This window comes from Poseidonibacter lekithochrous (genome assembly GCF_013283835.1).
GTDB lineage: Bacteria > Campylobacterota > Campylobacteria > Campylobacterales > Arcobacteraceae > Poseidonibacter > Poseidonibacter lekithochrous.
The window spans coordinates 1,959,687-1,983,721 of the sequence record NZ_CP054052.1; the positions used below are offsets into that span (position 1 = coordinate 1,959,687).

The following is a 24,035-nucleotide window of genomic DNA, read 5'->3' on the forward strand; positions in this document are numbered from 1 at the left end:
GGAAAGAAAATGTTTAAAGAATTCAATTTAGAAAACTTAGAAGATTCAAAAAATCAATTAGAACAATTATTAACTTCAAGTAGAAAAGAAACAAACAATTTATTAGAAATAGAGAATAAAACTTATAAAAATTTTGTAACTCCTTATCAAGAAATAGGGGAGAGCATCAGTGATTTTGTTACACCAATTTTTCATATTGATTCAGTTAAGAATTCTGAAACAACTAGAAAAGTTCATGAAGAGTGTCTTCCAATTATATCAAAGTATGAAACTGAAATATCTCAAAATGATAATATTTATAGAGCTTTAAAAGATATACAGTCTAAAGAAAAAAGCACTTTAACATTTATACAAAATAAAGTATTAGAAAATGAAATTAGAGACTTTAAACTTTCTGGTTCTCACTTAGATGATAATAAGAAGAAAAGACTTGAAGAGCTTAATTTAACTCTTAGTGAACTATCTCATAAATTTTCACAAAACTTACTAGATGCTACAAATGCTTTTGAAATGATCATTGATAATGAAGAGGATGTAAAAGAGATTCCAGCTTCAGATTTAGAGTTAGCAAAATTCGAAGAAGAAGGAATTACTAAATATAAATTCTCTTTACAGATTCCATCTTATTTAGCATACATTACTTATGGTACTTCTAGAGAAAAAAGAGAAGAATTATATAAAGCATATTGCACAAGAGCTCCTGAAAATGGAAAAATTATTGAAGAGATATTAACTTTAAAAAACGAAAAAGTTAAAATCTTAGGTTTTGATTCTTATTCACAATATTCAATAGAAACAAAAATGGCTAAAACAGAAGATGAAGTTATTTCATTTCTTGAAGAGTTAGGACATAAAGGAAAAGATAAAGCTAAAGAAGAATTAGAAGAAATTAAAGCAATTGCAAAAGAAGATGGTGTTAATGACTTTAGATCATCTGATATGGCTTATTACTCTGAGAAACTAAAAAAAGCTAAGTATGATTTAGATGAAGAGTATTATAGACCTTATTTTGAACAAGAATCAGTTTTAAATGGTTTCTTTAACTTCTTAGATCAAATCTTTGATGTAAAGTTCACTTTAGCAAATACTCCTGCTTGGGATGAGAAAGTAAGAGTTTATGATTTAAGTTCTAAAAATAAAACTATTGCGAGAATTTATATTGATCTGGAAGCTAGAAGTGACAAAAGAGGTGGAGCATGGATGAATAACTGGCATTCACACTTTGATAAGTCAAATGGTGAAACACAACTTCCTACTGCTTATATTGTTTGTAACTTTCCACAATCAACAGATACAACGCCTTCATTATTAAGACACTCTGATGTAGTTACACTATTCCATGAAATGGGTCATGCATTACATCATTTATTAAGTGAAGTAAAAGAACCTTATGTAAGTGGTATTGCTGGTGTTGCTTGGGATACAGTTGAATTTCCTTCACAATTCCTAGAATATTTCTCTTATGACAAAGAAGTATTAAAACTGTTCGCAAAACATTATGAAACTGGAGAAGTTTTAGATGATGCTGCAATTAATAGAATTATTAATGCCAAAAACTTCCAATCATCATTAGCAATGGTTAGACAAATTGAATTTGCATTATTTGATTTTAAACTTTATCAGAAGTTATACAAAACTGAAGATGACGTGCAAGAATTATTAGATTCAGTTAGGCAAGAGTTTGCAGCTATGACTCCACCATCATATAATAAATTCCAAAATGGATTCTCTCATATCTTTGCTGGAGGATATTCAGCAGGATATTATTCATATAAATGGGCTGAAGTACTAAGTGCTGATGCATTTTATATGTTTATTGACTCTGAGAATATCTTTAATAAAAAGCTAGCTTTAAAATATAAAGCAGCAGTTTTAGCACAGGGTGGTTCTAAAAATATGGACGAATTATTCTATGAGTTTGCACAAAGAGAACCAAGTGTTGATTCTTTATTAAAAATTGATGGAATTATTAGCTAAATTTCGCAATAATACGTTTTAATTATAATAGAAACAAGGATTTAATAACAATGACAAATGCAGAGACAATCACAAAACTAAATAATGCATTAAATACGCTTATAAAAGCTTATGAAGAGCTTCAAAATGATAATGAAGGTTTAAAAGCTAGAATTAACGAATTAGAAGACGAAGTATTAGATTTAGAGTCTGCTAAAGAAGATTTAGAATTATCAAAAATGGATTTAGAGTCAAACCTTACTGAATTAAATGACCATACAGAAAAAGATAATTCAAATATCTCTTCAATGCTAGGAAAAATTGAATCGCTATTAAACACTTCTGATAGTGAAGAAAAAACTAGTAACAACTCATCAAATAACAATGTGCAAAATACACATAATAATAACCACAACAATCATCAAAAAAAAGATGATAAATTATTTGAAGAGAAAAAGATAGAGAAACAAGAAGAGGGCAAGGAACCTAATTCTTTTGATAACTTAAGTGTTAAAGTAGAAGAAAAAAAAGAAGAAGATTCAAACAGTAATAAAATCGATTTAAATAGAATGGCATCATTATTAAATGGATTTAATAACTAATTAGAGATAAAATGACAATATTATTAAATAAAAATTCTTTGTATAATACTTTTGGAGTTGAAAATTTCAACTCCTTAGAGAATGCGGTAAATGGTATGGCACCTTCAATGGTAGAGTACTATTTATCGGATTTGAGTCAATATAGTGAAGACACTTATTTAAATAAATCCCAGATAGAACAAAGTGTTTATATAGGGGATTATAGTTTATACATTGATTATAGTGATAATGTCTATTTAGAATTAGACAGCGAAATAGTAAATAACAATGAAACAGGATCTTTTTGGTAAAAATAATACTTATAAATGACTAGAAGAGATCTTATTCAGTTTAAATAAAATAGTTTGGAAATTATAGTTTCCAAAAGTAAAATATATAATAAAGGTTAGAAATGAAATATTCATTAGATTGCGAAGAAACATTTACTCAAACATATATGTTTTGGTTATCTAGATTCATTAGGAACAAAATTACAACATTATCAAACAGACAAGTTAAAGACAAAGATAGACTAACTCAAATTTTACATGAACTTTCAATTGGTTATAAAGAAATAGAAGAATTAAAAAGTACAGTAAAAGAAGTTAGAAATATTGGAATCAATAGTATTCATGTTTATTTTATACCACTTGGAAAACTATTTAAGTTTATGTCTAATTATGGACCAAAGTCTATGAAAGAAATTGATGAAGAATTATTAAGTGATTTCTTAGCAACTCAAACAAGTAAATTATCAGATGCAACTAAAAAGAATTATAGAATTGCATTAGTTACATTCTTTAATTACATAGATAAGCAAAATGAAGAAACAAATGGTAATACTTATAGGTTTGGTATTGAGCTAAAGAACTGGGGTGGATTATCTGGGAAAAGTGGTCAAAAACTACCCTCTTTTATGAAAAAAGACGAAGTTCAGAAATTTATTCAAGCTATTGATTCATATGAGTTTAGTAATAAAATAGCAGCAAGAAATAGATTAATTTTAAAGATTATACTTTATACGGGAATAAGAGTTAGTGAAGCTATTAATATTCATATGAAAGATTTTAATAAAGATGAAGATGCATATATTATTCAAGTAAGAGGAAAAGGTAATAAACCTAGAGTTGTAATGATCAAGGAACTTATTATTGGAAAAGATTTAAATGAATGGAATGAAATCAAAACATGTCAAAATAATCTTTTATTATGTAATCAAAAAGGCAATGAATTAACTCAAGCATATATTAGCTCAATTGTTGAAAAAATACTTTTAAGTGTAGGGATAAGAAAAGAAAAAAACGGAGCACATATGTTACGACATACTTTCGCAACTATGTTATATCAAAAAAGTAAAGATTTAATTTTGGTACAAGAATCATTAGGTCACGCAGATATTAATACTTCTAGAATTTATACTCATTTTGATAAAGATAAATTAAAACAAACAACAGATATATTTTAGTAGGGTAAGCACCCTACTATCTTCTTTTTCCTTTAGAAAAATCAATTATATATTGTGCAATATCATCTAAATGAATTGTATCTTTTATTGCACCTGCTTGAATTGCTTTCATAGGCATACCAAATACAACACAAGACTCTTTATTTTGAGCTACTGTATAAGCATTGTTATCAAACATTTCTTTCATAGCAATAGAGCCATCATCTCCCATACCTGTCATCATTATACCCATAGCAGAAGAACCAACATTATTATTAATAGATCTAAATAATACATCAACACTTGGTTTATGTTGACTAACTTTTTTTGTATCTAATAATTTTGTTTTGTAAGTATTGCCAACTTTTTCTATAGTTAAGTGCATATTACCAGGAGCTAAATAACCGCAACCTCTCTCTAAGATTTCACCATCTTTTGCCTCATGCACATTTACTTCTGAGTTATCATTAAGTCTATGAGCAAAAGAGTTCGAAAATCCATAAGGAATGTGTTGAGTAATAACAATAGGAGGTAAACCAGAAGGTAGTTTTTTAAATACTTTTAATAAAGACTCTACTCCACCTGTTGATGAACCAATAGCAATAACTTTACTCCCAGGCATAATAGCTGGTTTAGAAGGAATTACTTCATCCGGATGAACTTTATATTCAATTTGAGTAGAAATATTTTTTGGCTTCTTTAGAGCTTTTGGTTTTTTTAATGTATATCTTTTAAGTAAAAAAGTAAGATTTAATAATGTATCTTTAATTCGTTCAGAAAATGAAGCTATAGATTCTCCAACTTCAGGTTTTGGGATAAACCCAACAGCACCATCATCAAAAATATCATTTCCTCTAACACCCTCACCTGAAATTACTACTGCAGGCATAGGGTGAAGTCGCATTAAATTTCGAAGAAATGTTACTCCATCCATTTTAGGCATATTAATATCAATAGTAACTATATCTGGTTCATATTCTTTAATTTTTTCTCTTGCATCATAAGCATCAACAGCCATTGCAATTACTTCAAATTCATCAATAGAATTTATCATATCTTTTATGACTCTTCTCATAGAAGGAGAGTCATCAATAACTAAAACTGTATACACTTATTTACCTTTCCCTGAAAAATATTAGAAAAGTTCAATTTCCATTTCAGGTTCATCTTTTTCTTCAACACCAAATAGATCAACACCACCAACGTATTCTTTGATAACTGGTGCTTTTGTAATCTCTTTCTGTAATGAACTCTCTTCTGATGCAATTTTACTATCAGTTTCAGTTTTCTGAGTAACTTTAATAAATGTCTCAAATGCATTTGCAAGGAGAATTAATCTACCATGCTCACCACGAGTATGTTCACTCATAAGTTTAAAACCTTCAGATTGACAAAAATCTTTTGCAAATTCTACATTTCTGTGTCCAATTGATTGTGCAGAAACATTTAATTGCATAATGTCAGCTCCACCAGAAATTTTAGCAATCATATTATTTTTAGAACAACCCAATTTATACATTTCATTTAGCATTGCTTCAACTGAATAAAGACCATATTTCATATCATCATTAGTATTATTTGTTTTAGGCAATAAAAAGTGATTCATACCTTTTATTTTTTTTACTTTATCGTAAAACATAATAGCTACACAAGAACCAAGTAATGTCTTAAATGCAATTTCTTCAATATCACTTCCAACAGCAAATTCACCACCAATTACAGTGTGAGTAAATAAGCCTTTTGTTTTTTGTGTAAATCTAACTGAAGAGGTACGTTCAATACTTCCATCTTTATGTCCAATAACAATCAACTTATTTCCTTCTCTTTTACAAAAATATTTTGTCCTACTCTATTAACATAATTAATTAAATCATGAGGATTCTCAGAGTGTCCTAAATATAATGTTCCACCCATTTTAAGGTGTGAAAATAATTTTTTTAATATTTCATTTTGATCTTCAGCTGAGAAATATATTAAAACATTTCTACAAAATATCACATCAAATTGACCTTTGCTAAAAGGATAAGATTTATCATTTAAATTCATAACTTGAAAAGAAATAGGTTTCTTTAATTCATCTTTTACTTTTATTAAAACTTCTTCCCCAACTAAATTCTTTTGAACTCTACGTTTAAAATATTTTTGAGGTTTAATCCAATCTGGAAATTCTTTTGACGATTTAGAAAATCTATAAATACCATTAGCAGCATATTGTAATACATTTGTATCAATATCAGTTGCAATAATTGAAGAATCTATAAACTTACCAATTTCTTCTTTTGCTTCCAAAACAGTCATAGCCATAGAATATGGTTCTTCCCCTGTAGAAGAGGCAGAACAATACATATTTACTTTTTTACCCTCTTTTGCTAAAGCAGGTAAAACTCTGTTTTTTAAATCAAGAAAATGAAAATCTTCTCTAAAGAAATGTGTTTTATTTGTAGTAAATGAATTAATAAACTCTGTAACTTTAGAGCCACTTTCGACTAAATCAAGGAGATCCATAATATCCCCTTTATATTTAGCATCTCTTTTTAATTTATCAATTCTATTAGAAATCATAATATCTTTATTCTCAGCTAGTGTAATACCAGTTAGAGAATAAAGAATTTTCTTTACTCTATTATGTACATCATCAGTAGTATAACTCATATTAATTATGAAGCCCTCTTAGATGCACTCATACCTTTTTCAAATTTAGTTTGTGCATTAATAATACCAACAACATCTAAGATTAGACCGATACTACCGTCACCTCTTACAGTTGCTGCACCAACACCTTCAACAGATCTAAAGTTTTTATCTAAAGGTTTTACAACTACTTGATGCTGATTTAAGAATTCATCAATTGATAAGGCAACTTTTGTATTTCCAGATTTAACAACAATTAACATTCCATCTTCAAGATTTTCAAAACTGTTTTCTAAACCAAATAATTGATGTAATCTAACAACTGGAATAAATTCTTCTCTTAACATTAATAAGTCTTGAGTACCATCACCAATTTTCTTAATCATATCAGAAGTTGGTTGCAGTGATTCAACAATAGAACTTAAAGGTAAGATATATTTTTGATCACTAACAGCAATATCTAGACCATCTAGAATTGCAAGAGTAAGTGGTAACATAATTGTAATTACTGTACCTTCTCCTAACTTAGTATCAAGCTTAATTGCCCCACCAAGTTTTTGAATATTAGTTCTTACAACATCCATACCAACACCACGACCAGATATATCAGTAATCTCATCAGCTGTAGAAACACCTGCTCCAAAGACTAACATAGCTTTTTCATTCTCGCTCATAGAGTTATATTGATTTTCATCAATTTGCCCTTGATCTAATGCTTTTAAAGCAACCTTGTCAGAATTGATTCCTCTACCATCGTCTTCAATAGTAATAATCATCTGACCATTTGCTTGTTCTGCTGAGATGATAATTGATCCAACGTCTGATTTACCAGATTGATCTCTCTCTTCTGGAGTTTCTAATCCATGATCTAGTGAGTTTCTAATAATATGCATTAAAGGGTCAGTAAGACCTTCAATCATTGCTTTATCAATTTCAACATTATCACCAAAATGTTTAAATTCTACTTTTTTACCAAGTTTTTTAGATATATCTCTAACAACTTTTGGGAATTTAGAATAAATAGATTCCATTGGTACCATTCTGATACTCATAATTGAATCTTGCATATCTCTAATATGTCTCTCTAGTAATTCTAGTCTCTCTAATACAGCATTTCTTGTCTTTACTTCTTCAATAGAAGTTGAAAATTGAGTAAGCATTGCATTAGTGATAACAAGATCCCCGACATTATTCATAAGTAAATCAATTTTATCTAAATTTACTCTAATGTTATTAGTAGTAGCTGACTTCTTTGTAGTAGCTGTTTCTTCTTTAGGTTTTCTTGCAGCTCTAGCTGGAGCAGCTGGTGTTTCAGCTTTTTTCTGAACAATATCAGGTGTTACTTCTTTAGCAACAGGTGCCAAAGGAGTAACTTCAACAGTCTTAATTTCTTCAATACTGTTACTTTCCATAACAGAATCAGCACTAAGAGATGGAACATCATCAAAGAAACCAAAATCCTCTTTGTCATCATCAGTAACAACTAAAGTATCATCAGTATTAAGAGCAATTTCTTCTAATTCATCATCAAAGAAACCATAGTTTTTTTGTGGTTCATCTAACATATCATCAGCAAAAATACCAAATGATCTAGAGTTTTTTTGTTCATTTAAATCATCATCAAAGAAACCAATAGCATCATTGTCAACTTCAATATGATCAACAGACTTAATATCAGAAGCTGGTGCAGTCACAACCGGTTCTTCTTTAGAAACAGGTGCATTACCGCTAGAGTAAGCTCTAATTTCTTCTAATAATGTAGTTGTCATTTCTGTAAATACTTCTCTAGTTATGTCTTCAGCAACTTCTAGATCTAGTATCTCTTTCATAACGTCTAAACCATCAATTAAAGTTCCTGCCATTTCTGGAATAAATTCAATTTGATGATTTCTTAACTTATCCATTAAGTTTTCTACATCATGTGTAAACTCGGCAAATAATGTTAATTCAACAGATGCACCACTACCTTTTAAAGTATGTACATCCCTAAACAACTGACCCATTTCTTCGTCAGTTAAAGATCCATTGTTCTCGGCTTCTAAAAGTACATTATCCGCTGATTCAAAAAGTTCTTCTGCTTCTTCAAGAAACATTTCTCTGTATTTAGAAATATCAAATGACATGCTAACTCCTTTACTATCTACTTAATACTATATTAACTGCTTTTAGCAATTGATCTGGAACGAACGGTTTAACAATCCAACCAGTTGCCCCTGCAGCTTTACCTTTAGCTTTCATTTCATCACTTCTTTCAGTAGTAAGTACTAAAATTGGTTTTTTTGAATATTGTGGTACTTTTCTTAGTTCGCCTATTAAAGTCAAACCATCCATATTTGGCATATTTACATCTGTTATTATTAGATCAAAATCTGCAGCTTTAGCTTTTGCTAAACCATCAACACCATCAACAGCTTCAGTTACATCATTGTAACCACCTTCGTTTAATGCATAGTTTAGCATATCTCTTAGCATAGTAGAATCATCTACGATTAAAAGCTTAGCCATTATAAAACCCCTTGAATATATTAAAAAAATTATTTAAACTATACTAACGAAAGAAATATTAATTTTTGGTTAGTTTCTAAGCTAATTTATATTTATCATAAATAATTATAAGTTTATAGTTATATTTTTACAAAAAAGATGTTTATTAGTATAAAGGATTCAGTATTACGGTATTTATTAAAGATTTTTTATGAGTTTATTTTTATTATTTTTATTAAAATTAATAAATCCCAAGAGGGATTTATTATATAGAACTAGAAGATAATTCTATTCTATCTCTTTTTACTTTTAAAACTTTTATTTCTACATCATCACCTGCATTTAATACATCTGATACATTCTTAACTCTTTGTTTAGAAATTTTAGAAATATGCAATAATCCTTCTCCACCTTTTGGTAAAGAAACAAAAGCACCAAAGTCAACAATTCTTTCAACTTTTCCAGTTAAAATCTCATCTACTTTATATAAGTCTTCAAAGTTAACATTTCTTGATTCTTTTCTTGCTGGAGCATTATTAGAAATTGACTTGATATGTTCACAAGCATCTAAAACACTTTGTTTACATTCACCAGAAACTTTAACATTTCCAGAATTTCTATCTAAATCAATTGCTACTGAGAATTTTTCAATAATTTCTTTAATTGTAGAACCAGCTTTACCAATTACAACCATAACTTTAGAAGGATCAATTGCAAATTGTTCAACTAATGGTAATGCTGAACTTGGAATAATTTCAGAAGCTGCAGTTTCCATTAATCCTAAGATATGTTCCCTACCCTCTTTTGCTTGTAATAAAGCTTCTTCTAATACTGATAATTCAATACCACCAAGCTTAATATCCATTTGTAAAGCAGTAATACCATCTTTAGTACCAGCAACTTTAAAGTCCATATCTCCATCATGATCTTCAAGACCCATAATATCAGTAAGAACAGAATAGTTATCACCTTCAACAACCATACCCATAGCAACACCAGCAACTAAATCAGAGATTGGTACACCTGCTGCTTTTAATGCTAAAGATCCACCACAAACTGTAGCCATTGAAGAAGAACCGTTTGATTCTAAAATCTCAGATACTAATCTAATTGTTTCTGTGTAATCATTGTCAATAGTAGATTCTAAGGCTTTTCTACCTAGATTTCCATGACCTAATTCTCTTCTACCTACACCAAACATTGGCTTAGCTTCACCTACAGAAAAACCTGGGAAGTTATAATGTAACAAGAAGTTATCCATAGAAGTTGATTTTTCAGTAAGTTTTTCAAACATTTGACCGTCTTTACTTCCTGCAATTGTACCAACAACTAAAGCTTGAGTTTCACCTCTTGTAAATAAACAAGATGAATGAGCTGATGGTAAAATATTAGTATCAATAGAAATAGGTCTAACGTCTCTTAAACCTCTTCCATCTGCTCTAACTTTATCATTAACAATCATTGCTCTAACTAATTCTCTTTTAATAATAGAAACTGCTTCATAAATTGTACTAAATTCAATTTCATTACTAGCACAATATTCATTTGCAGAAATTGCTTTTGCTACATCTTTAAGCTCAGTTGCTCTCTCAGATTTTGCTAATTTTTTAATAGCTTCAGTAATATCAGCAGAGAAATTATCTCTAACATAATTAATCACTTCTTCTTCAATTTTAAATTCAACTAGTTCTACATCTTTTTTCTCAACACTTGCTGTTTCAAATCCAGATTCATATGTAGTATTTGCTTCATATAAAGCTTTTTGTGCAACACCAATAGCTTCAACTAAATCTGATTCATTTACTTCATTAGCTTTATGAACTTTTGTAAATGCCTCAATATCAACTTCAACTAATTCTTGTGATGAAATAGATTTCATTTCAATCATTAATAATTCATCTTTTGTACCAGCTACATATAAATCTAATGTAGAGTCTAATAATTCAGTTGTAGTAGGATTAATTACGTACTCACCATTAATTTTTCCAACTCTTACACCAGAAACTGATTTTTTAATTGGTAAATTTGAAGTATATAAAGCAGCACTTGCAGCATTTAATGCTAAGGCTTGTAAGTCAACATCTTTATCAGCACTTAATACCAGTACAGTAATTGTTGTAGGATAAACATAACCTTTAGGGAAAAGAGGTCTTAAACTTCTATCAATAACTCTTGAAGTTAAAGTTTCAAATTCGCTAGGCTTAGCTTCTCTTTTAATAAATCCACCAGGTAATTTTGCAGCAGCATAAGTTTTCTCAATATATTGCACTGTAAGTGGAGTAAAATCCTCAGATACTGGGTTATCAAACTCACTTACTACAGTAGCTAAAACTACTGCTTTTCCTAATTTAGCTAATACAGAACCATTAGCTTGTTTGGCTACTTTACCAAACTCAAATATCTCTTGTTTTTCATTTAATTCAAATTCGCAAACTGTTGACATAATTATTTTTATCCTTTTTTAATTTTTTCTATATCTTCAAACTCTATATCTTCTAGACTATCATAATAAAAATTAATAGCTATAAAATGATCCAATTTTTTTATATAATATAAATCATCTGCAATAGATTCTATAGTTTGAATACTTGCACTTGGTAATATAGGTGTTGCCACTGAAACAGATTTTGCACCTAAATTAATTGCTGTTTTAATACAAGCCATCATAGTTAGACCTGTATTTATACCTTCATCAACAATCAAAACATTTTTATATTCTAATTGTGAAATCTTATTTCCATCTCTAAATGAGTTAACTCTAGATAAAATAGAATCTTCATATACTTGTTTTGATTTAGTATAAATATAATCTAAACTAATATCAAAACTTTTTACAAGTTCCTCATGAATTAAAACCTCTTCATGTTCAGTTACAATTGCAATCTCACATTCATCATTTTGAGGAGCGATAATCTTATCACTAAACATAATATCTACTTTTGCATCTAATGAATTTGCAATGATTTTAGCTATTTCGTATCCACCATATGAACTAGAGATAACTGTCCAGTTTTCTAATTTCATTTTATCAATTGGCAAAATATCTAAAAGTCTATAACCAGCAACTTCTCTATTTTTGAAGTAAATATTATTTTCAGAATTCATTATCTACCTTTGACTTTATAATTCTGTTTTAATCCACCTAATGGTTTTAATATTAAATTTACGTATATAACATCTTGATCAACACTGTTTGTATTTGTACTAGTTGAAGGAATGATTTCTTTTTCAAATTTGAAATCTAAATTCCAACATTTATCATTTACATTAAATGAAAAACCTTGCTTATTCTTAATATTATCTAATAAGTTGTAGTTTTCGTAATAACCAACAGTGTAGTCTTTACTAATATCATAAGTAGTATTGATTCTATAAGATTCAAGGTTTTCTTTATTAGAATTAGGAGTATTTTTTGACTTATAATAACCTAAATCTATTGTTACGTCTTTATAAGAGTATGAAATATTACTAGTATTTTCAATAAATTGTTTATCTTGAACATTATAAATCATTTTATTAGTCAATGATCCAAATTCATAATTGTATTTAATATAATTTTCTAAATCATGTAATTCCGGATTATCATTTTCATCATATAAAATTGATTGAGACAATTTATGATTAATTATCTGTTGTAAATCAGTTTTGTTATATAAAGATTGATTAAATGATAATAAAATATTCTTCTTACTTTGTACAAATGGAAAAGAAGCTAAATCAGAATCATTATTTGTTATATTATATAAATCTCCATCACTTGTAATATTCTCAGGATGAGAATATTTTGCATTGAAATTTACAGTATGTAAAACAGATTCATATGGCTTAATTAAATCTGTACCAACAGAAACAGAAGAAACATTTTGAACTAAAGTAGCATTGTTAAACTCTTTAGAAGAATTTGTATATTCATATTTACTTACAATAGTTTTATTCTCTATATTTAAATATAAATAATCATCAGCAAAATATTTTGTATAACTAATAGGCAAAGATAATTCATAGATATTTGCATTTAAGCCAACTGATCTTGTATAATTGATAAATTTAGCATCAGCTGAGTAAATTAAATTGTCAAGTAAAAACTCTTTATTATATGAATGGAATTGTAATTGAGGTAACTCTTGTAAAGTTTCATCATTATTATCTTTTTCAGTATCAATATAATACCTAGCATATAAACCACCATAATATTCAGGTGTATTATAAAAATAGTTTAATTTTGATTCAACATTTTTTTCACTAGATGTTCTATTATCTTTATCTTCAATTGTTTGATATTCTATATCATTCAACCAGTTAATAGATGCATATAAACCATCTTGTGTATTATTATCGGAGAAAAGTTTTGTTCTCTCATAATCAATAGACCAACCATAATGTTTTCTATTCTTTAAATTAAACTCTCTTTGATATTCACCTTTTTCTTCAAAAAAGCCTGTTTTTAATTTCAATAAAGAATATTGTGAATCAGCTAATCTAAAATGTGTAAATGCACCATATCCTCTTTTACTTCTAAACTGAGGAATAAATTCAAAATCATAATTAGCTTTTGGTGCAAAGTAAATTGGTTGTGAGTAGTAAAAACCATCATTATTAGAATACCCCATAGTAGGTATTAATAATCCACTACGTCTTCTTCTATCTGTAGGAAATCCTAAATATGGACTATAAAACACTGGGACATTTTTAATATAAAGCCTTGGATTATATGCATGTATCCATTTATTTTCAGTATTATATGTAGCAGATGAAACTCTTATACTCCATGCTGGATCAATACAATCACAAGATGAAATAATAGAGCTTTCTAAATCAATTTCAGTTTTTTCTTTTGATGATTTTTGTGAGTTAGCCCATAAGTTACTCTCTTTTTCAATTAAAAATACAGGAGATTGTTTATATGCATCTTCTTTCATATCAACAAAAGCATAATCACTTTGCGTTTGAATACTATTATCTTTAAGAATTAGTACATCATCAAATAATTCAAATGTTTCATTTGTTTTATCATAAATAATTTTCTTTGCTGAAATATAATAACTATTAGAAAAAATTACTACATCCCCTGATGCGATAACTTTATCATTCTTAGTATCAATAGATTTTGCAAGTAATTGAAACTTTTCTGTATTCATTTCTTGTGCAAAAGAAAGAGAAGAAGCTATGATTAATGGAGCAATTATATGTTTAAGCATTTACAACCAACGTTTTACCAGTGATATCATGGAATGTCTTTCTTCCATCATTAAAAAATCCAATTAAGAAACCAACATAGAAGAACATTTCTGAGAAAATTCTTCCACCTGATCTTAAAAAAGAAGAGAACAATGATACTCTATCCCATGAATTTGCGTCAATAACTCTAATCTTTGTAATAATTTTTCCTACCGTTGCACCATAATACCAAACAAAAAAAGTTTGATACACAACTTTTAAGATAATTAAAGGCATAACTAAATCTACTTTAACCAAGTACATCATAGCATCAATATTATCTTGTGCTGCAACAATATTTTCCCAAAAAATCACTAAAACTATAAATGTTACAAGTAAGTCATCAATGACAAAAGCAAAAGCTCTTGATCTCATTGATGCTAATTGTAAATCTTCATTGTTATTTTGCATATACCTACTTTAAAGCTTGGTATGCAATATCAGATCTGCATTTCTTACCAGCAAAATGAACTTGCCCACATAATTCGTAAGCTCTATCTCTAGCTTCCTTAATAGAAGATCCAAATCCAACACAAACTAATACTCTACCACCAGTAGCCATTAGTTTTCCATCTTCAGAAGCAACACCTGCATAAGAAATATGTGAATTAGCTGCTAAATCTTCATCAACAATTTTATCTACTATTATCTCAGCAGGTTTAGATGATGAATAAGGATAGTTTTCACTTGCAATTACAACACCAACACCAAACTCTTTTTTGATTTTAATATCTAATTTATCAAGTTGTCTTGTAGCACCTTTATAAAACAATTCAGAAACCGGAGTTTCTAATAAAGGCATTAAAATTTCACATTCTGGATCACCAAATCTAACATTATATTCTAAAATAATTGGCTCACCATTTACAACCATAACTCCAATGAATAATACACCTTCAAAAGGAGCACCTTCTTGTTTCATACCTTCAAGAGTTGGTTTAATAACTCTCTCTTCAACTTTTTTGTAAATATCATCATTTACTAAAGGTGTTGGAGCATAGGCACCCATACCACCAGTATTTGGTCCAGTATCACCATCACCTATTCTCTTATGATCTTGTGCTGCTGGAAGAACTTTATAATTCTCACCATCACAAATAGCAAAAATAGATAATTCATAACCATCTAAAAATTCTTCAACTACAATTGATGTTCCAGCATCTCCAAAAGACTCTCCAGATAACATATCAGATGCAGCTTCTTTAGCTTCATCTTTTGATTGAGCAATAATAACACCTTTACCAGCACATAAACCATCTGCTTTTACAACAATTGGAAGATTCATAGTATCAATAAAATCATGAGCTTCTTTTTCATTTGTTGTTTCTATAAACGCTGCTGTTGGTATGTTGTATTTTTTAAGAATGTTTTTCATATAAACTTTTGAACCTTCAAGTTGAGCTGCAGCTGCACTTGGTCCAAAGATTGTTAAATCATTCTCTTTAAATATATCAACAACACCATCTACTAATGGAGCTTCTGGTCCTACAATTGTTAAATCAACAGAATTATCTTTTGCCCATTGTGCTAATTCGTTATAATCATTAATATTTATATTTTCACCTAATTCTGAAGTCGCACCATTTCCTGGCATGAAAAATAAGTTATGAGCATTTTCTTTATATATTGCTAATCCAATAGAGTATTCTCTACCGCCACTTCCTAGTATCAATATATTCACGATAATTCCTTGTATTATAATAGTTTTTTTATGTTTGAGTTACCCAAGTAGCCGTTAACCATCAAATGGCCCACAAAAGCCAACGACTGCACGTAAGAGAGGTATATTAGGAGTAAGAACGCAATGAATTACTGCACACCATACCACTACAATTACACACAAAAATATAGTATCGGACCCTCAACAATGGTAATCCCGTACTACTTAGATATCAATATTGTAGCTAATTATGTTAAATCTGAGTTTAAATTTGTAATTCTTGTGCAACTTTTATGCACTCTTCAATGGATGTTTTACTACTTATTTTATAATTAATTTCACTTGGCAGATACTTTGCTGTGGTTTCTCCAATACAAACAGCTAAATATGATTCATTCCAATCATAGTTTTTCAAAAAACATTGAACACTAGAAGGTGAAGTAAAAACAAAAATTGAGTTATTTTCAAGTTTTTTATCAACTTTTTTACAAGAAGTTTTATAAGCAATTAGTTCATCAATATCAATATTATCACTTTTTAAAATTTGTGTTAAATCTGAAACAGTTTTAGAGGCTCTTACATATAAGACTTTTTTATCTTTTAACAAAGGGCAAAGCTCACTAGCAAAACTGTCTCCATGAGAACTAACACCTGTAAAAACTAAATTGCCATTATATTTTTGAATTACATTTGCAGTTTTAGGAGCAATTGCATAAGAATCAATATCTCTCCAGTCCTTGTTAAATGAATCTATAGCATAAATAGCATTTTTAGAAGTAAAAATTAATGCATCATATTTATTGATATCTATTTCACTTGATATATATTCAATTCCGAAAACTTCAAGGTTTTCAACTCCATCATATTTTAAATTATTTAGTAAATATATTTTCTTAGCCATATTTTAATTCTATCTCTTGTGTGTAATTTATTGCATCATCAATTTTATGGAAAATCTTAATATCTTTAAAAGTTTTTTTTGTATCAACTTTTAAAATATGCCTTTTGTGAGCATGTTTTAATACTAAAATTGTTTCAATATTTCTTGAACGCATTTTTTCTATTAAATCTTCGATTGTAAAGATTGCAGATAAATCCAAAAAGGAAACTAGTTTACAATCTAAAATAAGTATTTTATTTTCTTTTACTTTCTCTAGTTTACTATCTAATACAGATGCAGTACCAAAGAATAAAGACCCATCAATTTTGATTACTTCAATATGATTATTTTCAATATCAATATCAAATGAGGTTTTACTTCTATGTGTTTTTATTTTTGTATTCCTTGAAACATGATATACAGCTAGTATAGAAGAAATCGTAATTCCTACTCCAACAGCCATAATCAAATCAACAAAAATTGTAAGAAGAAAAACTGTAACCATAATAAGTAAATCTTGTCTTGTTACATTTTTTAATATCTTTAAAAACCTATAGTCTAATATATCAAACCCTACTTTAATCAAAATTCCTGACAAAACAGCTAAAGGGATTTTTGAGGCTAAAGGAGCTAAGAACAATACAATAACTAACAAAGTTAATGAGTGAACAATACCTGATAATTTATTAGTACCACCAGAATTAATATTTATAACAGTACGCATTGTTGCCCCTGCTCCAGGTATTGCTCCAAAAAATGAGCAAAGAGAATTACCAATACCTTGAGCTATTAACTCTTTTTTTGGATTATGTTTAGTTTTAGTCATAGAATCAGCAACTAATGATGTTAATAAAGAATCAATTGAACCTAACAAGGCTAGTGTAATAGCTAATGTAATAATAGTGTCTAACTTCAATAAATCAAAAGAAAAAGGAAATATAATTTCTGGTAATCCCATTGGTATTTCACCAATTGTATCTATTTCATATCCCATATACATTGTAAAATATGTAACTACTACTAGAGCAATTAACGCAGAAGGAACAATTTTTGTTATAAATTTTGGTGTTAAAAACATAATAGCTAATGTAATATATGCAATAATCAAAGAACTGTCATCAGCTTGCTTCAGTGTTTCAAGTAATTGACTTAAGGTATATATAACAGAACCATAAGCTTCAACTCCTAAAAAAGGATTTATTTGAAGTATTATTATAATAACTCCAACACCGCTCATAAAACCAGAAATTACAGGATAAGGGATATATTTAATCCATTTACCAATACCCACTATTCCAAAAGAAATTTGGATTAATCCTGATAAAAATATTATTGACATTACTGAAATTAAATCGTGTGGAAAAGCTGCAACAGCTGTTGCAGTTATGACAGTCATTGGACCAGTAGGTCCAGATATTTGAGTGTGAGTACCCCCAAATAGTGAAGCAAAAAAACCTAAAATAATAGCACCATATAAACCTGCAATTGCACCCGCACCACTGGCAACACCAAAAGCAAGAGCTAAGGGTAAGGCAACAACTGCTGCTGTTACCCCAGAAAATATATTATTTTTTATGCTATTCAAAATAACTCCTAGGTTTAATTATCCTCGTCTAGATATTCCTCGTCACCCATCTTATCATTCTTACCTCTAGCAATTAGATGTATTGGTGTACCTTCAAAATTGAATTTATCTCTTAAGAAGTTAATCAAGTATCTTTTATAAGAGAAGTGAAGTAATCTTGGTTTATTCATAACTAAAGCAATTTTTGGCGGTTTAGTACTGAATTGAGTTGAATAATAAATTCTTAAATAGTTCCCATTAGGACTTGGTAATGCATGTCTAATTACTGCTTGCTCAATTACTTTATTTAAAGCTGAAGTTGTGATTCTTTGAGTATAGTTATCGTGTATTTCAATAATCTTCTCTTTTAATCTATCAACAGATCTTCCTGTTTTTGCAGAAATTGCAATAATTGGAGCATAGTAAAGGAATCTGAATCTTCTTCTAACTTCTTCTTCAAGTTTTTTGAAGGTATCCATATTCTCATCCCACTTATTTAAAACGATAATAGTTCCTAGACCATATTCATCAACAAGTCCAGCAATTTTCTCATCTAAATCAGTAAATGGTTCAGAAGCATCTAATACTACTAAAGCAACATTGGCTTTATCTAACATCTCTTTAGTTCTCATTAATGCAAATTTTTCAATTCCATCAATTCTTCCACGTCTTCTTAATCCAGCCGTATCAACAAATGTAACACTTTTATCAGCATACTCATATGTTTCATCAACAGGATCAATTGTAGTACCAGCAATTGGAGAAACAACAGATCTTTCTTGACCAATGATTGCATTTAATGTAGATGATTTACCTACATTAACTCTACCAATAATACCAACTTTAATTTCATTGTTGTTATCTTCTTCACTTTCCCCATCTTCTAGTAAATCATCTAATGAATCAGTACCATTATCTGCTAGTTCAGTTTCAATTTCTGGTTCAATAACCTCTGGAAGGTGTTTATAAATCCATTCAAATAAGTTTTTAGTTCCTCTATTGTGAGAAACAGATATACCCATAAGATCTTCATCAGAAATTCCGAATTCAAAGAATTCCCATAATCTTTCTAATTCTTTATCATTATCGATTTTATTTACTACTAAAGCTAATTCTTTACCTAAAGCTTGAAGCTCATAAAATAATTCTTTATCTTTATCATCTGGTATATTTTTACCATCTACCATAAAAAGTATTATATCAGCTTCTTTTGCAGTCTCAATTGCTTTTCTTTTTACATTTGAAAATATTGCATCATCAGTTTCATCAATACCACCAGTATCCAGCATTAATGCTTTTCTATCTAAAACTTCAACTTCATGTTTTCTAATATCTCTTGTTGTTCCCGCTTGTTCAGAAACAATTGCAATTCTTTTTTGTGCAATTCTATTAAAAAGAGAAGATTTTCCTACATTTGGTTGCCCAATAAGTGCAATTTTCTTTAATTCTTTACTCATAAATTTTTAAAATCCTAATTATAATTGTATAAAATAAAAAAGGCATTAGCCATTAACGACTAATACCTTTTTCACTAATGAAGCTAGGGATTAATATAATCCGAAGTTACCTTCATCAGAACTTTTATAAAGTACTCTCATGTTATCGTCTTTATCATAGAATACTTTAAATTGTGAATCAGAAGCTTTTAATTCTTTTAATGCTTCTTCAATATCCATTGGTTTATATGAATTTAATCTTACTGGAGTAATTTCATCTTCAAATTTTTCTAATTCAATAGCAATTTGATCTTCAATTACATTAGCTTCAACTTCAGTAAGTTTAGTAGCTCTATGTCCAGTAATTTTATCATGGTGTCTTCTTAACACTTTAGAAACTCTATCTACAGCAATATCAACTGCTGAATATAAGTCTTTATCTTTTTGTTTAACAACAATTGTATCTAAATGTGCAACATTTAGAGTGAACTCAAAAGAAAACGCTTTTTTACCGTGTTTTTCTTCTTGAGATATAATTGAATTAACAGAAATAATATCTAAATTGTATTTTTTAAAAATCTCTACAGAACTATTAATATAATCTTTAATTGGCTCAGTTAAATCTATGTGTCTTCCTACAATACTTGTATTCATAACAAACTCCTTAAATAATAATTTATTTATTCTAACATAAATAAAATAAAATAAACCATACAAAAAACTATGCAATTATAATTAAATTGTATTAAACACTAGCTTTAATTAGTTATTGTATTTATAACTTTACTTTATACATGGTTTTAATTGTCTTTAAAAGATTATAGAATGAAAGAAAGTTTGATATTCTTTGTAAAATAATGAAATTTTTTACTATTAATGGAAAAATCTAACTATTTTTATAGGGAAAGTCGATATTTCGCATTTATTTAAGTTTAAAACTTAAATAAATGGAAATCAACTATTAAAGTAATATTTCTCTATTACCTTTTACATTTGCTTCAGATAGTACTCCAGTTTGCTCTAATTGTTCAACAATTGTTGCAGCTCTGTTGTATCCTATTCTTAGTTTTCTTTGAATATAAGAAATAGAAGTCTTTTTATCATTTATTACAACTTGTTTGGCATCTTCATATAAAGGATCTAAATCACCTAGTTCTGCATCAGTTGAAGTATTACTTGAAGATGATGAATTTCTATCTTTAATAAAATTCATATCATAATCAACATCTCTTTGCTCTTTTAAGAAATCAACAACTTTATCAATTTCTGCTTCCATAGACCAAGGAGCATGTATTCTTACAAGACCTGACATACCAGGAGGAGTAAATAGCATATCTCCACGCCCAAGTAATGATTCAGCACCCATAGAGTCTAAGATAATCTTAGAATCAACTTTTTGACCTACCTTATAAGAAAGTCTAGAAGGTAAGTTTGCTTTAATAAGACCAGTTACAACATCAACAGAAGGTCTTTGTGTTGCTACAATTAAGTGAATACCAGAAGCTCTTGCCATTTGAGCAAGCCTTGCAATTGAGTATTCAACATCTTTTCCAGATGTCATCATCAAGTCAGCTAACTCATCAATCACTACTACAATATAAGGGAAAGCTTCAAAATCTTCTTTTTTAGCTTTCTCATTATAGTTCTCAATATTTTTAGTTCTAGTTTGAGACATTAAAGTATAACGTCTCTCCATCTCACCTACCATATTAGCTAATGCATTTATAGCATCCCCTGCTTTTGTAATAACGGGAGTCAATAAATGCGGAATATCATTGTACATTGAGAACTCAAGCATTTTTGGATCAATCATAACTAATTTTAGATTATCCGGTGAGTTCTTATATAATAATGAAAGAATCATAGAATTAATACCAACTGATTTACCAGAACCTGTAGTTCCTGCAATAAGTAAATGAGGCAGTTTCTTTAAATCTGTGATAAATGGTTTTCCAACAATATCTTTTCCTAATATCATAGTAAGAGGAGATTTTGAGTTTTGAAATAACTCACTCTCTAACATCTCTCTTAAATAAATAGTTTGCATCTCGATATTAGGAACTTCAATACCAACAACATCTTTTCCAGGAATTGGAGCTTGAATTCTAATTGTTTGAGCTTTAAGAGCCATTGCTAAATCATCTTGAAGATTTAAAATCTTAGAAACTTTTACATTTGGTGCAGGTTTAAACTCAAAAGTTGTTACAACTGGACCTGTATAGGTTCTTACAACGTCACCATCAATTTTAAACATAGCAAGTTTGTCTAATAAATCAGAGATCTTTTGATCAATTTCAGATTCACTAACTTTATTCTTTTTCTCTTTAGGAGCTTTTTGGAAAAAGTCTGTATGAGGTAATTCAAAATCTTTTGGTTTCTCTGTTGTACCAATTTCAATATCTTCTAAAAGTTTTTTATTCTCTTCTAACTCTTCTACAATGATTCCATGTGATTCAGTTTGAGCTTCTAATATCTCTTCTTCTTTTTCATTTGTAGAAGCTTGATTTTCCATGGCTTCAGATTTTATCTCTTCCATAACTTCATAAGCATCTGGTTTAGAAATAAACTCTTCTATATCACCTTTTGTATTAGAATCATTTTTTACTTCTTTTATATTAGTCTTAGCAGAAACAGGCATCTCAAGAATTATTTCAGCTGTGTCACCCTCTTCTTTTACAACAACATTTTGTTCTTTTCTTTTTGTTCTTCTACTATTTTCTATTCTTTTAGGTTTACTTTGTTTTGCTTCTGATTTAAATTTATCTTTCATTTTTTGAACACCATTAAATTCAAAATCAGAGTTTTCTTTTATAACTAAGAAAGAGATTATATATCCCACTAAAACGAAGATATATAAACCTGCTCTACCAATAAATGGAATTAAGTCATGAACTAGAATATTACCTATTTCACCACTATTAGCTTTTGTATCTATTATTAGTGATTGGAAAATTAAAGATATAAATAAAATTAGTAACACTACAGAGATATTTAAAAAAACATCTTTTTTTTGAATGTCTTTTTTGTAGTTTACTAAATATAATGGATATACAAAAAGTAATAAATATACATAAGATAAGTACCCAAAATATTTTTGTGAGAAAGTAGCAAAACTTGAACCTGCAGTTCCTACTACCTCTTTTGCACTAACAAAAGTAGAAAACTCAAAGAATACTATAATAAATAGAATAATTAAGGATATGATTTTCTTTGCTATTTTAAAGCCTTTATTTTAATAATTTTGCAATTCTTCCTTGTAATTTAAGCCATTCTCTATGACCCATTAAAGGAAAACCTGCCCAAGATTTTTTTGGTTCAGTAATTGTTTTAGTAACACCACCACGAGCTGCAATTGTTGTAAAAGGAGCAATTTCTAAATGACCAGCTGTTCCACTTTGTCCACCCATAATTACATATTGATTTAATATAGTTGAACCAGATAAACCAACTTGTGAAACTAAAATAGATCCTGTTCTAATTTTACAGTTATGTGCAATATGTACTAAGTTATCAAGTCTTACACCACTTTCAATAATTGTTGATTTGAAAACTGCTCTATCAATTGTACAATTAGCACCAATTTCAACATCATTTCCAATTGTAACATTACCATTTTGATATATTTTAATATATTTACCATCTTTAGTATTTGCAAATCCAAAACCATCACTACCAATAACAGTTCCAGCATGGATTAAACAATCACTTCCAATAGTACAGTCTCTATAAATAGTTACATTAGGATGGATAATAGTATTATCTCCAATACTTACATTATCACCAATATAAGCTCCCGCCATAATAGTACAGTCTTTACCAATAATTGAGTTTTTACCAAGATATACATTTGGCATAACTATAGTATTTTCAGCAACTACGGCTTCAGTTCCTGTAGTTTCAACTATTTTTGGTGCAAAAAACTTACTAGTATGAGCAAGATTTAAATAAGGCTCATCACAAACTAATGCTATTGTTCCCTCAGGCACTTCATCTTTAAAGTCCTGTGTAACAAATACAGCTGCTGCTTTTGTACTTTTTAAATCGCTAAGATATTTTTTATTTTCTAAAAAAGTTAGTTCATTTTCATTTGAGTCAATTAGAGTATTTAACCCTAAAATCTCTTTTTGAGAGTCACATTGTAAATTCAATGCTTTTGCTATGTCTTGTAAAGTCATATTTATC

20 protein-coding genes are annotated in these 24,035 nt (G+C 28.8%); 4 read left to right on the forward strand and 16 right to left on the reverse strand.

Annotated features, from left to right (window positions below):
* The first annotated feature begins 9 nt into the window (after positions 1 to 9).
* From ALEK_RS09255 to ALEK_RS09270, 4 genes are all read left to right on the forward strand, one after another.
* Positions 10 to 1,977 carry a M3 family metallopeptidase gene (locus ALEK_RS09255; protein WP_071625447.1) on the forward strand — a complete coding sequence of 656 codons (1,968 nt, stop codon included), beginning with the start codon at positions 10 to 12 and terminating at the stop codon, positions 1,975 to 1,977.
* Between the two features lie 50 nt (positions 1,978 to 2,027).
* Complete coding sequence (locus ALEK_RS09260; RefSeq protein WP_071625446.1) at positions 2,028 to 2,558, forward strand: hypothetical protein; 531 nt, start codon at positions 2,028 to 2,030, stop codon at positions 2,556 to 2,558.
* 11 nt (positions 2,559 to 2,569) lie between these two features.
* Positions 2,570 to 2,848, forward strand: coding sequence for a hypothetical protein (locus ALEK_RS09265; RefSeq protein ID WP_071625445.1), 279 nt, complete (start codon positions 2,570 to 2,572; stop codon positions 2,846 to 2,848).
* Between the two features lie 101 nt (positions 2,849 to 2,949).
* Positions 2,950 to 4,002, forward strand: coding sequence for a tyrosine-type recombinase/integrase (locus ALEK_RS09270; RefSeq protein ID WP_071625444.1), 1,053 nt, complete (start codon positions 2,950 to 2,952; stop codon positions 4,000 to 4,002).
* Positions 4,003 to 4,018: 16 nt separating this feature from the next.
* On the opposite strand, the gene cheB is transcribed toward ALEK_RS09270, so the two are convergent.
* From cheB to lpxD, 16 genes are all read right to left on the reverse strand, one after another.
* Positions 4,019 to 5,092: a chemotaxis-specific protein-glutamate methyltransferase CheB gene (gene cheB, locus ALEK_RS09275; protein WP_071625443.1), complete on the reverse strand. Its 1,074-nt coding sequence runs from the start codon at positions 5,090 to 5,092 to the stop codon at positions 4,019 to 4,021.
* A gap of 24 nt (positions 5,093 to 5,116) precedes the next feature.
* Complete coding sequence (locus tag ALEK_RS09280; protein WP_071625442.1) at positions 5,117 to 5,791, reverse strand: chemotaxis protein CheD; 675 nt, start codon at positions 5,789 to 5,791, stop codon at positions 5,117 to 5,119.
* A complete protein-coding gene (locus ALEK_RS09285; protein ID WP_071625441.1) occupies positions 5,788 to 6,633 on the reverse strand; it encodes a CheR family methyltransferase in 846 nt (281 codons plus the stop codon). Before ALEK_RS09285 ends, ALEK_RS09280 begins: the two co-directional genes overlap by 4 nt.
* A gap of 5 nt (positions 6,634 to 6,638) precedes the next feature.
* On the reverse strand, positions 6,639 to 8,735 hold the full coding sequence (locus tag ALEK_RS09290) for a chemotaxis protein CheA (RefSeq protein ID WP_071625440.1): 2,097 nt from the start codon (positions 8,733 to 8,735) through the stop codon (positions 6,639 to 6,641).
* Between the two features lie 13 nt (positions 8,736 to 8,748).
* Positions 8,749 to 9,117 (reverse strand): response regulator, encoded by a 369-nt coding sequence (locus tag ALEK_RS09295; protein ID WP_071625439.1) that lies wholly within the window; start codon positions 9,115 to 9,117, stop codon positions 8,749 to 8,751.
* Positions 9,118 to 9,361: 244 nt separating this feature from the next.
* Positions 9,362 to 11,539, reverse strand: a complete 2,178-nt coding sequence (locus tag ALEK_RS09300) for a polyribonucleotide nucleotidyltransferase (protein ID WP_071625438.1) — start codon at positions 11,537 to 11,539, stop codon at positions 9,362 to 9,364.
* Between the two features lie 8 nt (positions 11,540 to 11,547).
* Positions 11,548 to 12,201: a phosphoribosyltransferase gene (locus tag ALEK_RS09305; RefSeq protein WP_071625437.1), complete on the reverse strand. Its 654-nt coding sequence runs from the start codon at positions 12,199 to 12,201 to the stop codon at positions 11,548 to 11,550.
* A complete protein-coding gene (locus ALEK_RS09310) occupies positions 12,201 to 14,294 on the reverse strand; it encodes an LPS-assembly protein LptD (RefSeq protein ID WP_071625436.1) in 2,094 nt (697 codons plus the stop codon). The genes ALEK_RS09305 and ALEK_RS09310 overlap by 1 nt, the downstream gene beginning before the upstream one ends.
* A complete protein-coding gene (locus ALEK_RS09315) occupies positions 14,287 to 14,724 on the reverse strand; it encodes an RDD family protein (protein WP_071625435.1) in 438 nt (145 codons plus the stop codon). Before ALEK_RS09315 ends, ALEK_RS09310 begins: the two co-directional genes overlap by 8 nt.
* A gap of 4 nt (positions 14,725 to 14,728) precedes the next feature.
* A complete protein-coding gene (gene purD, locus ALEK_RS09320) occupies positions 14,729 to 15,994 on the reverse strand; it encodes a phosphoribosylamine--glycine ligase (protein ID WP_071625434.1) in 1,266 nt (421 codons plus the stop codon).
* 244 nt (positions 15,995 to 16,238) lie between these two features.
* Positions 16,239 to 16,874, reverse strand: coding sequence for a uroporphyrinogen-III synthase (locus tag ALEK_RS09325; protein WP_071625433.1), 636 nt, complete (start codon positions 16,872 to 16,874; stop codon positions 16,239 to 16,241).
* Complete coding sequence (locus tag ALEK_RS09330; protein ID WP_071625432.1) at positions 16,867 to 18,438, reverse strand: SulP family inorganic anion transporter; 1,572 nt, start codon at positions 18,436 to 18,438, stop codon at positions 16,867 to 16,869. The genes ALEK_RS09325 and ALEK_RS09330 overlap by 8 nt, the downstream gene beginning before the upstream one ends.
* 14 nt (positions 18,439 to 18,452) lie before the next feature.
* Positions 18,453 to 19,874 (reverse strand): ribosome biogenesis GTPase Der, encoded by a 1,422-nt coding sequence (der, locus tag ALEK_RS09335; protein ID WP_071625431.1) that lies wholly within the window; start codon positions 19,872 to 19,874, stop codon positions 18,453 to 18,455.
* Between the two features lie 90 nt (positions 19,875 to 19,964).
* The gene (gene hpf / locus ALEK_RS09340; protein ID WP_071625430.1) at positions 19,965 to 20,507 is read right to left on the reverse strand and encodes a ribosome hibernation-promoting factor, HPF/YfiA family; all 543 of its coding nucleotides are present in this window, start codon (positions 20,505 to 20,507) and stop codon (positions 19,965 to 19,967) included.
* Positions 20,508 to 20,814: 307 nt separating this feature from the next.
* Positions 20,815 to 23,070 (reverse strand): DNA translocase FtsK, encoded by a 2,256-nt coding sequence (locus ALEK_RS09345; RefSeq protein WP_083574562.1) that lies wholly within the window; start codon positions 23,068 to 23,070, stop codon positions 20,815 to 20,817.
* Positions 23,071 to 23,080: 10 nt separating this feature from the next.
* Positions 23,081 to 24,028 (reverse strand): UDP-3-O-(3-hydroxymyristoyl)glucosamine N-acyltransferase, encoded by a 948-nt coding sequence (lpxD, locus tag ALEK_RS09350; protein WP_071625428.1) that lies wholly within the window; start codon positions 24,026 to 24,028, stop codon positions 23,081 to 23,083.
* Positions 24,029 to 24,035: the final 7 nt, after the last annotated feature.

What these genes read in the sequence shown, in the direction of transcription:
- ALEK_RS09255 (WP_071625447.1), top strand. Translation starts at nt 10, where the DNA reads ATGTTTAAAGAATTCAATTTAGAAAACTTAGAAGATTCAAAAAATCAA.
- ALEK_RS09260 (WP_071625446.1), top strand. Translation starts at nt 2,028, where the DNA reads ATGACAAATGCAGAGACAATCACAAAACTAAATAATGCATTAAATACG.
- ALEK_RS09265 (WP_071625445.1), top strand. Translation starts at nt 2,570, where the DNA reads ATGACAATATTATTAAATAAAAATTCTTTGTATAATACTTTTGGAGTT.
- ALEK_RS09270 (WP_071625444.1), top strand. Translation starts at nt 2,950, where the DNA reads ATGAAATATTCATTAGATTGCGAAGAAACATTTACTCAAACATATATG.
- ALEK_RS09285 (WP_071625441.1), bottom strand. Translation starts at nt 6,633, where the DNA reads ATGAGTTATACTACTGATGATGTACATAATAGAGTAAAGAAAATTCTT.
- ALEK_RS09290 (WP_071625440.1), bottom strand. Translation starts at nt 8,735, where the DNA reads ATGTCATTTGATATTTCTAAATACAGAGAAATGTTTCTTGAAGAAGCA.
- ALEK_RS09295 (WP_071625439.1), bottom strand. Translation starts at nt 9,117, where the DNA reads ATGGCTAAGCTTTTAATCGTAGATGATTCTACTATGCTAAGAGATATG.
- ALEK_RS09300 (WP_071625438.1), bottom strand. Translation starts at nt 11,539, where the DNA reads ATGTCAACAGTTTGCGAATTTGAATTAAATGAAAAACAAGAGATATTT.
- ALEK_RS09305 (WP_071625437.1), bottom strand. Translation starts at nt 12,201, where the DNA reads ATGAATTCTGAAAATAATATTTACTTCAAAAATAGAGAAGTTGCTGGT.
- ALEK_RS09310 (WP_071625436.1), bottom strand. Translation starts at nt 14,294, where the DNA reads ATGCTTAAACATATAATTGCTCCATTAATCATAGCTTCTTCTCTTTCT.
- ALEK_RS09315 (WP_071625435.1), bottom strand. Translation starts at nt 14,724, where the DNA reads ATGCAAAATAACAATGAAGATTTACAATTAGCATCAATGAGATCAAGA.
- ALEK_RS09325 (WP_071625433.1), bottom strand. Translation starts at nt 16,874, where the DNA reads ATGGCTAAGAAAATATATTTACTAAATAATTTAAAATATGATGGAGTT.
- der (WP_071625431.1), bottom strand. Translation starts at nt 19,874, where the DNA reads ATGAGTAAAGAATTAAAGAAAATTGCACTTATTGGGCAACCAAATGTA.
- hpf (WP_071625430.1), bottom strand. Translation starts at nt 20,507, where the DNA reads ATGAATACAAGTATTGTAGGAAGACACATAGATTTAACTGAGCCAATT.
- lpxD (WP_071625428.1), bottom strand. Translation starts at nt 24,028, where the DNA reads ATGACTTTACAAGACATAGCAAAAGCATTGAATTTACAATGTGACTCT.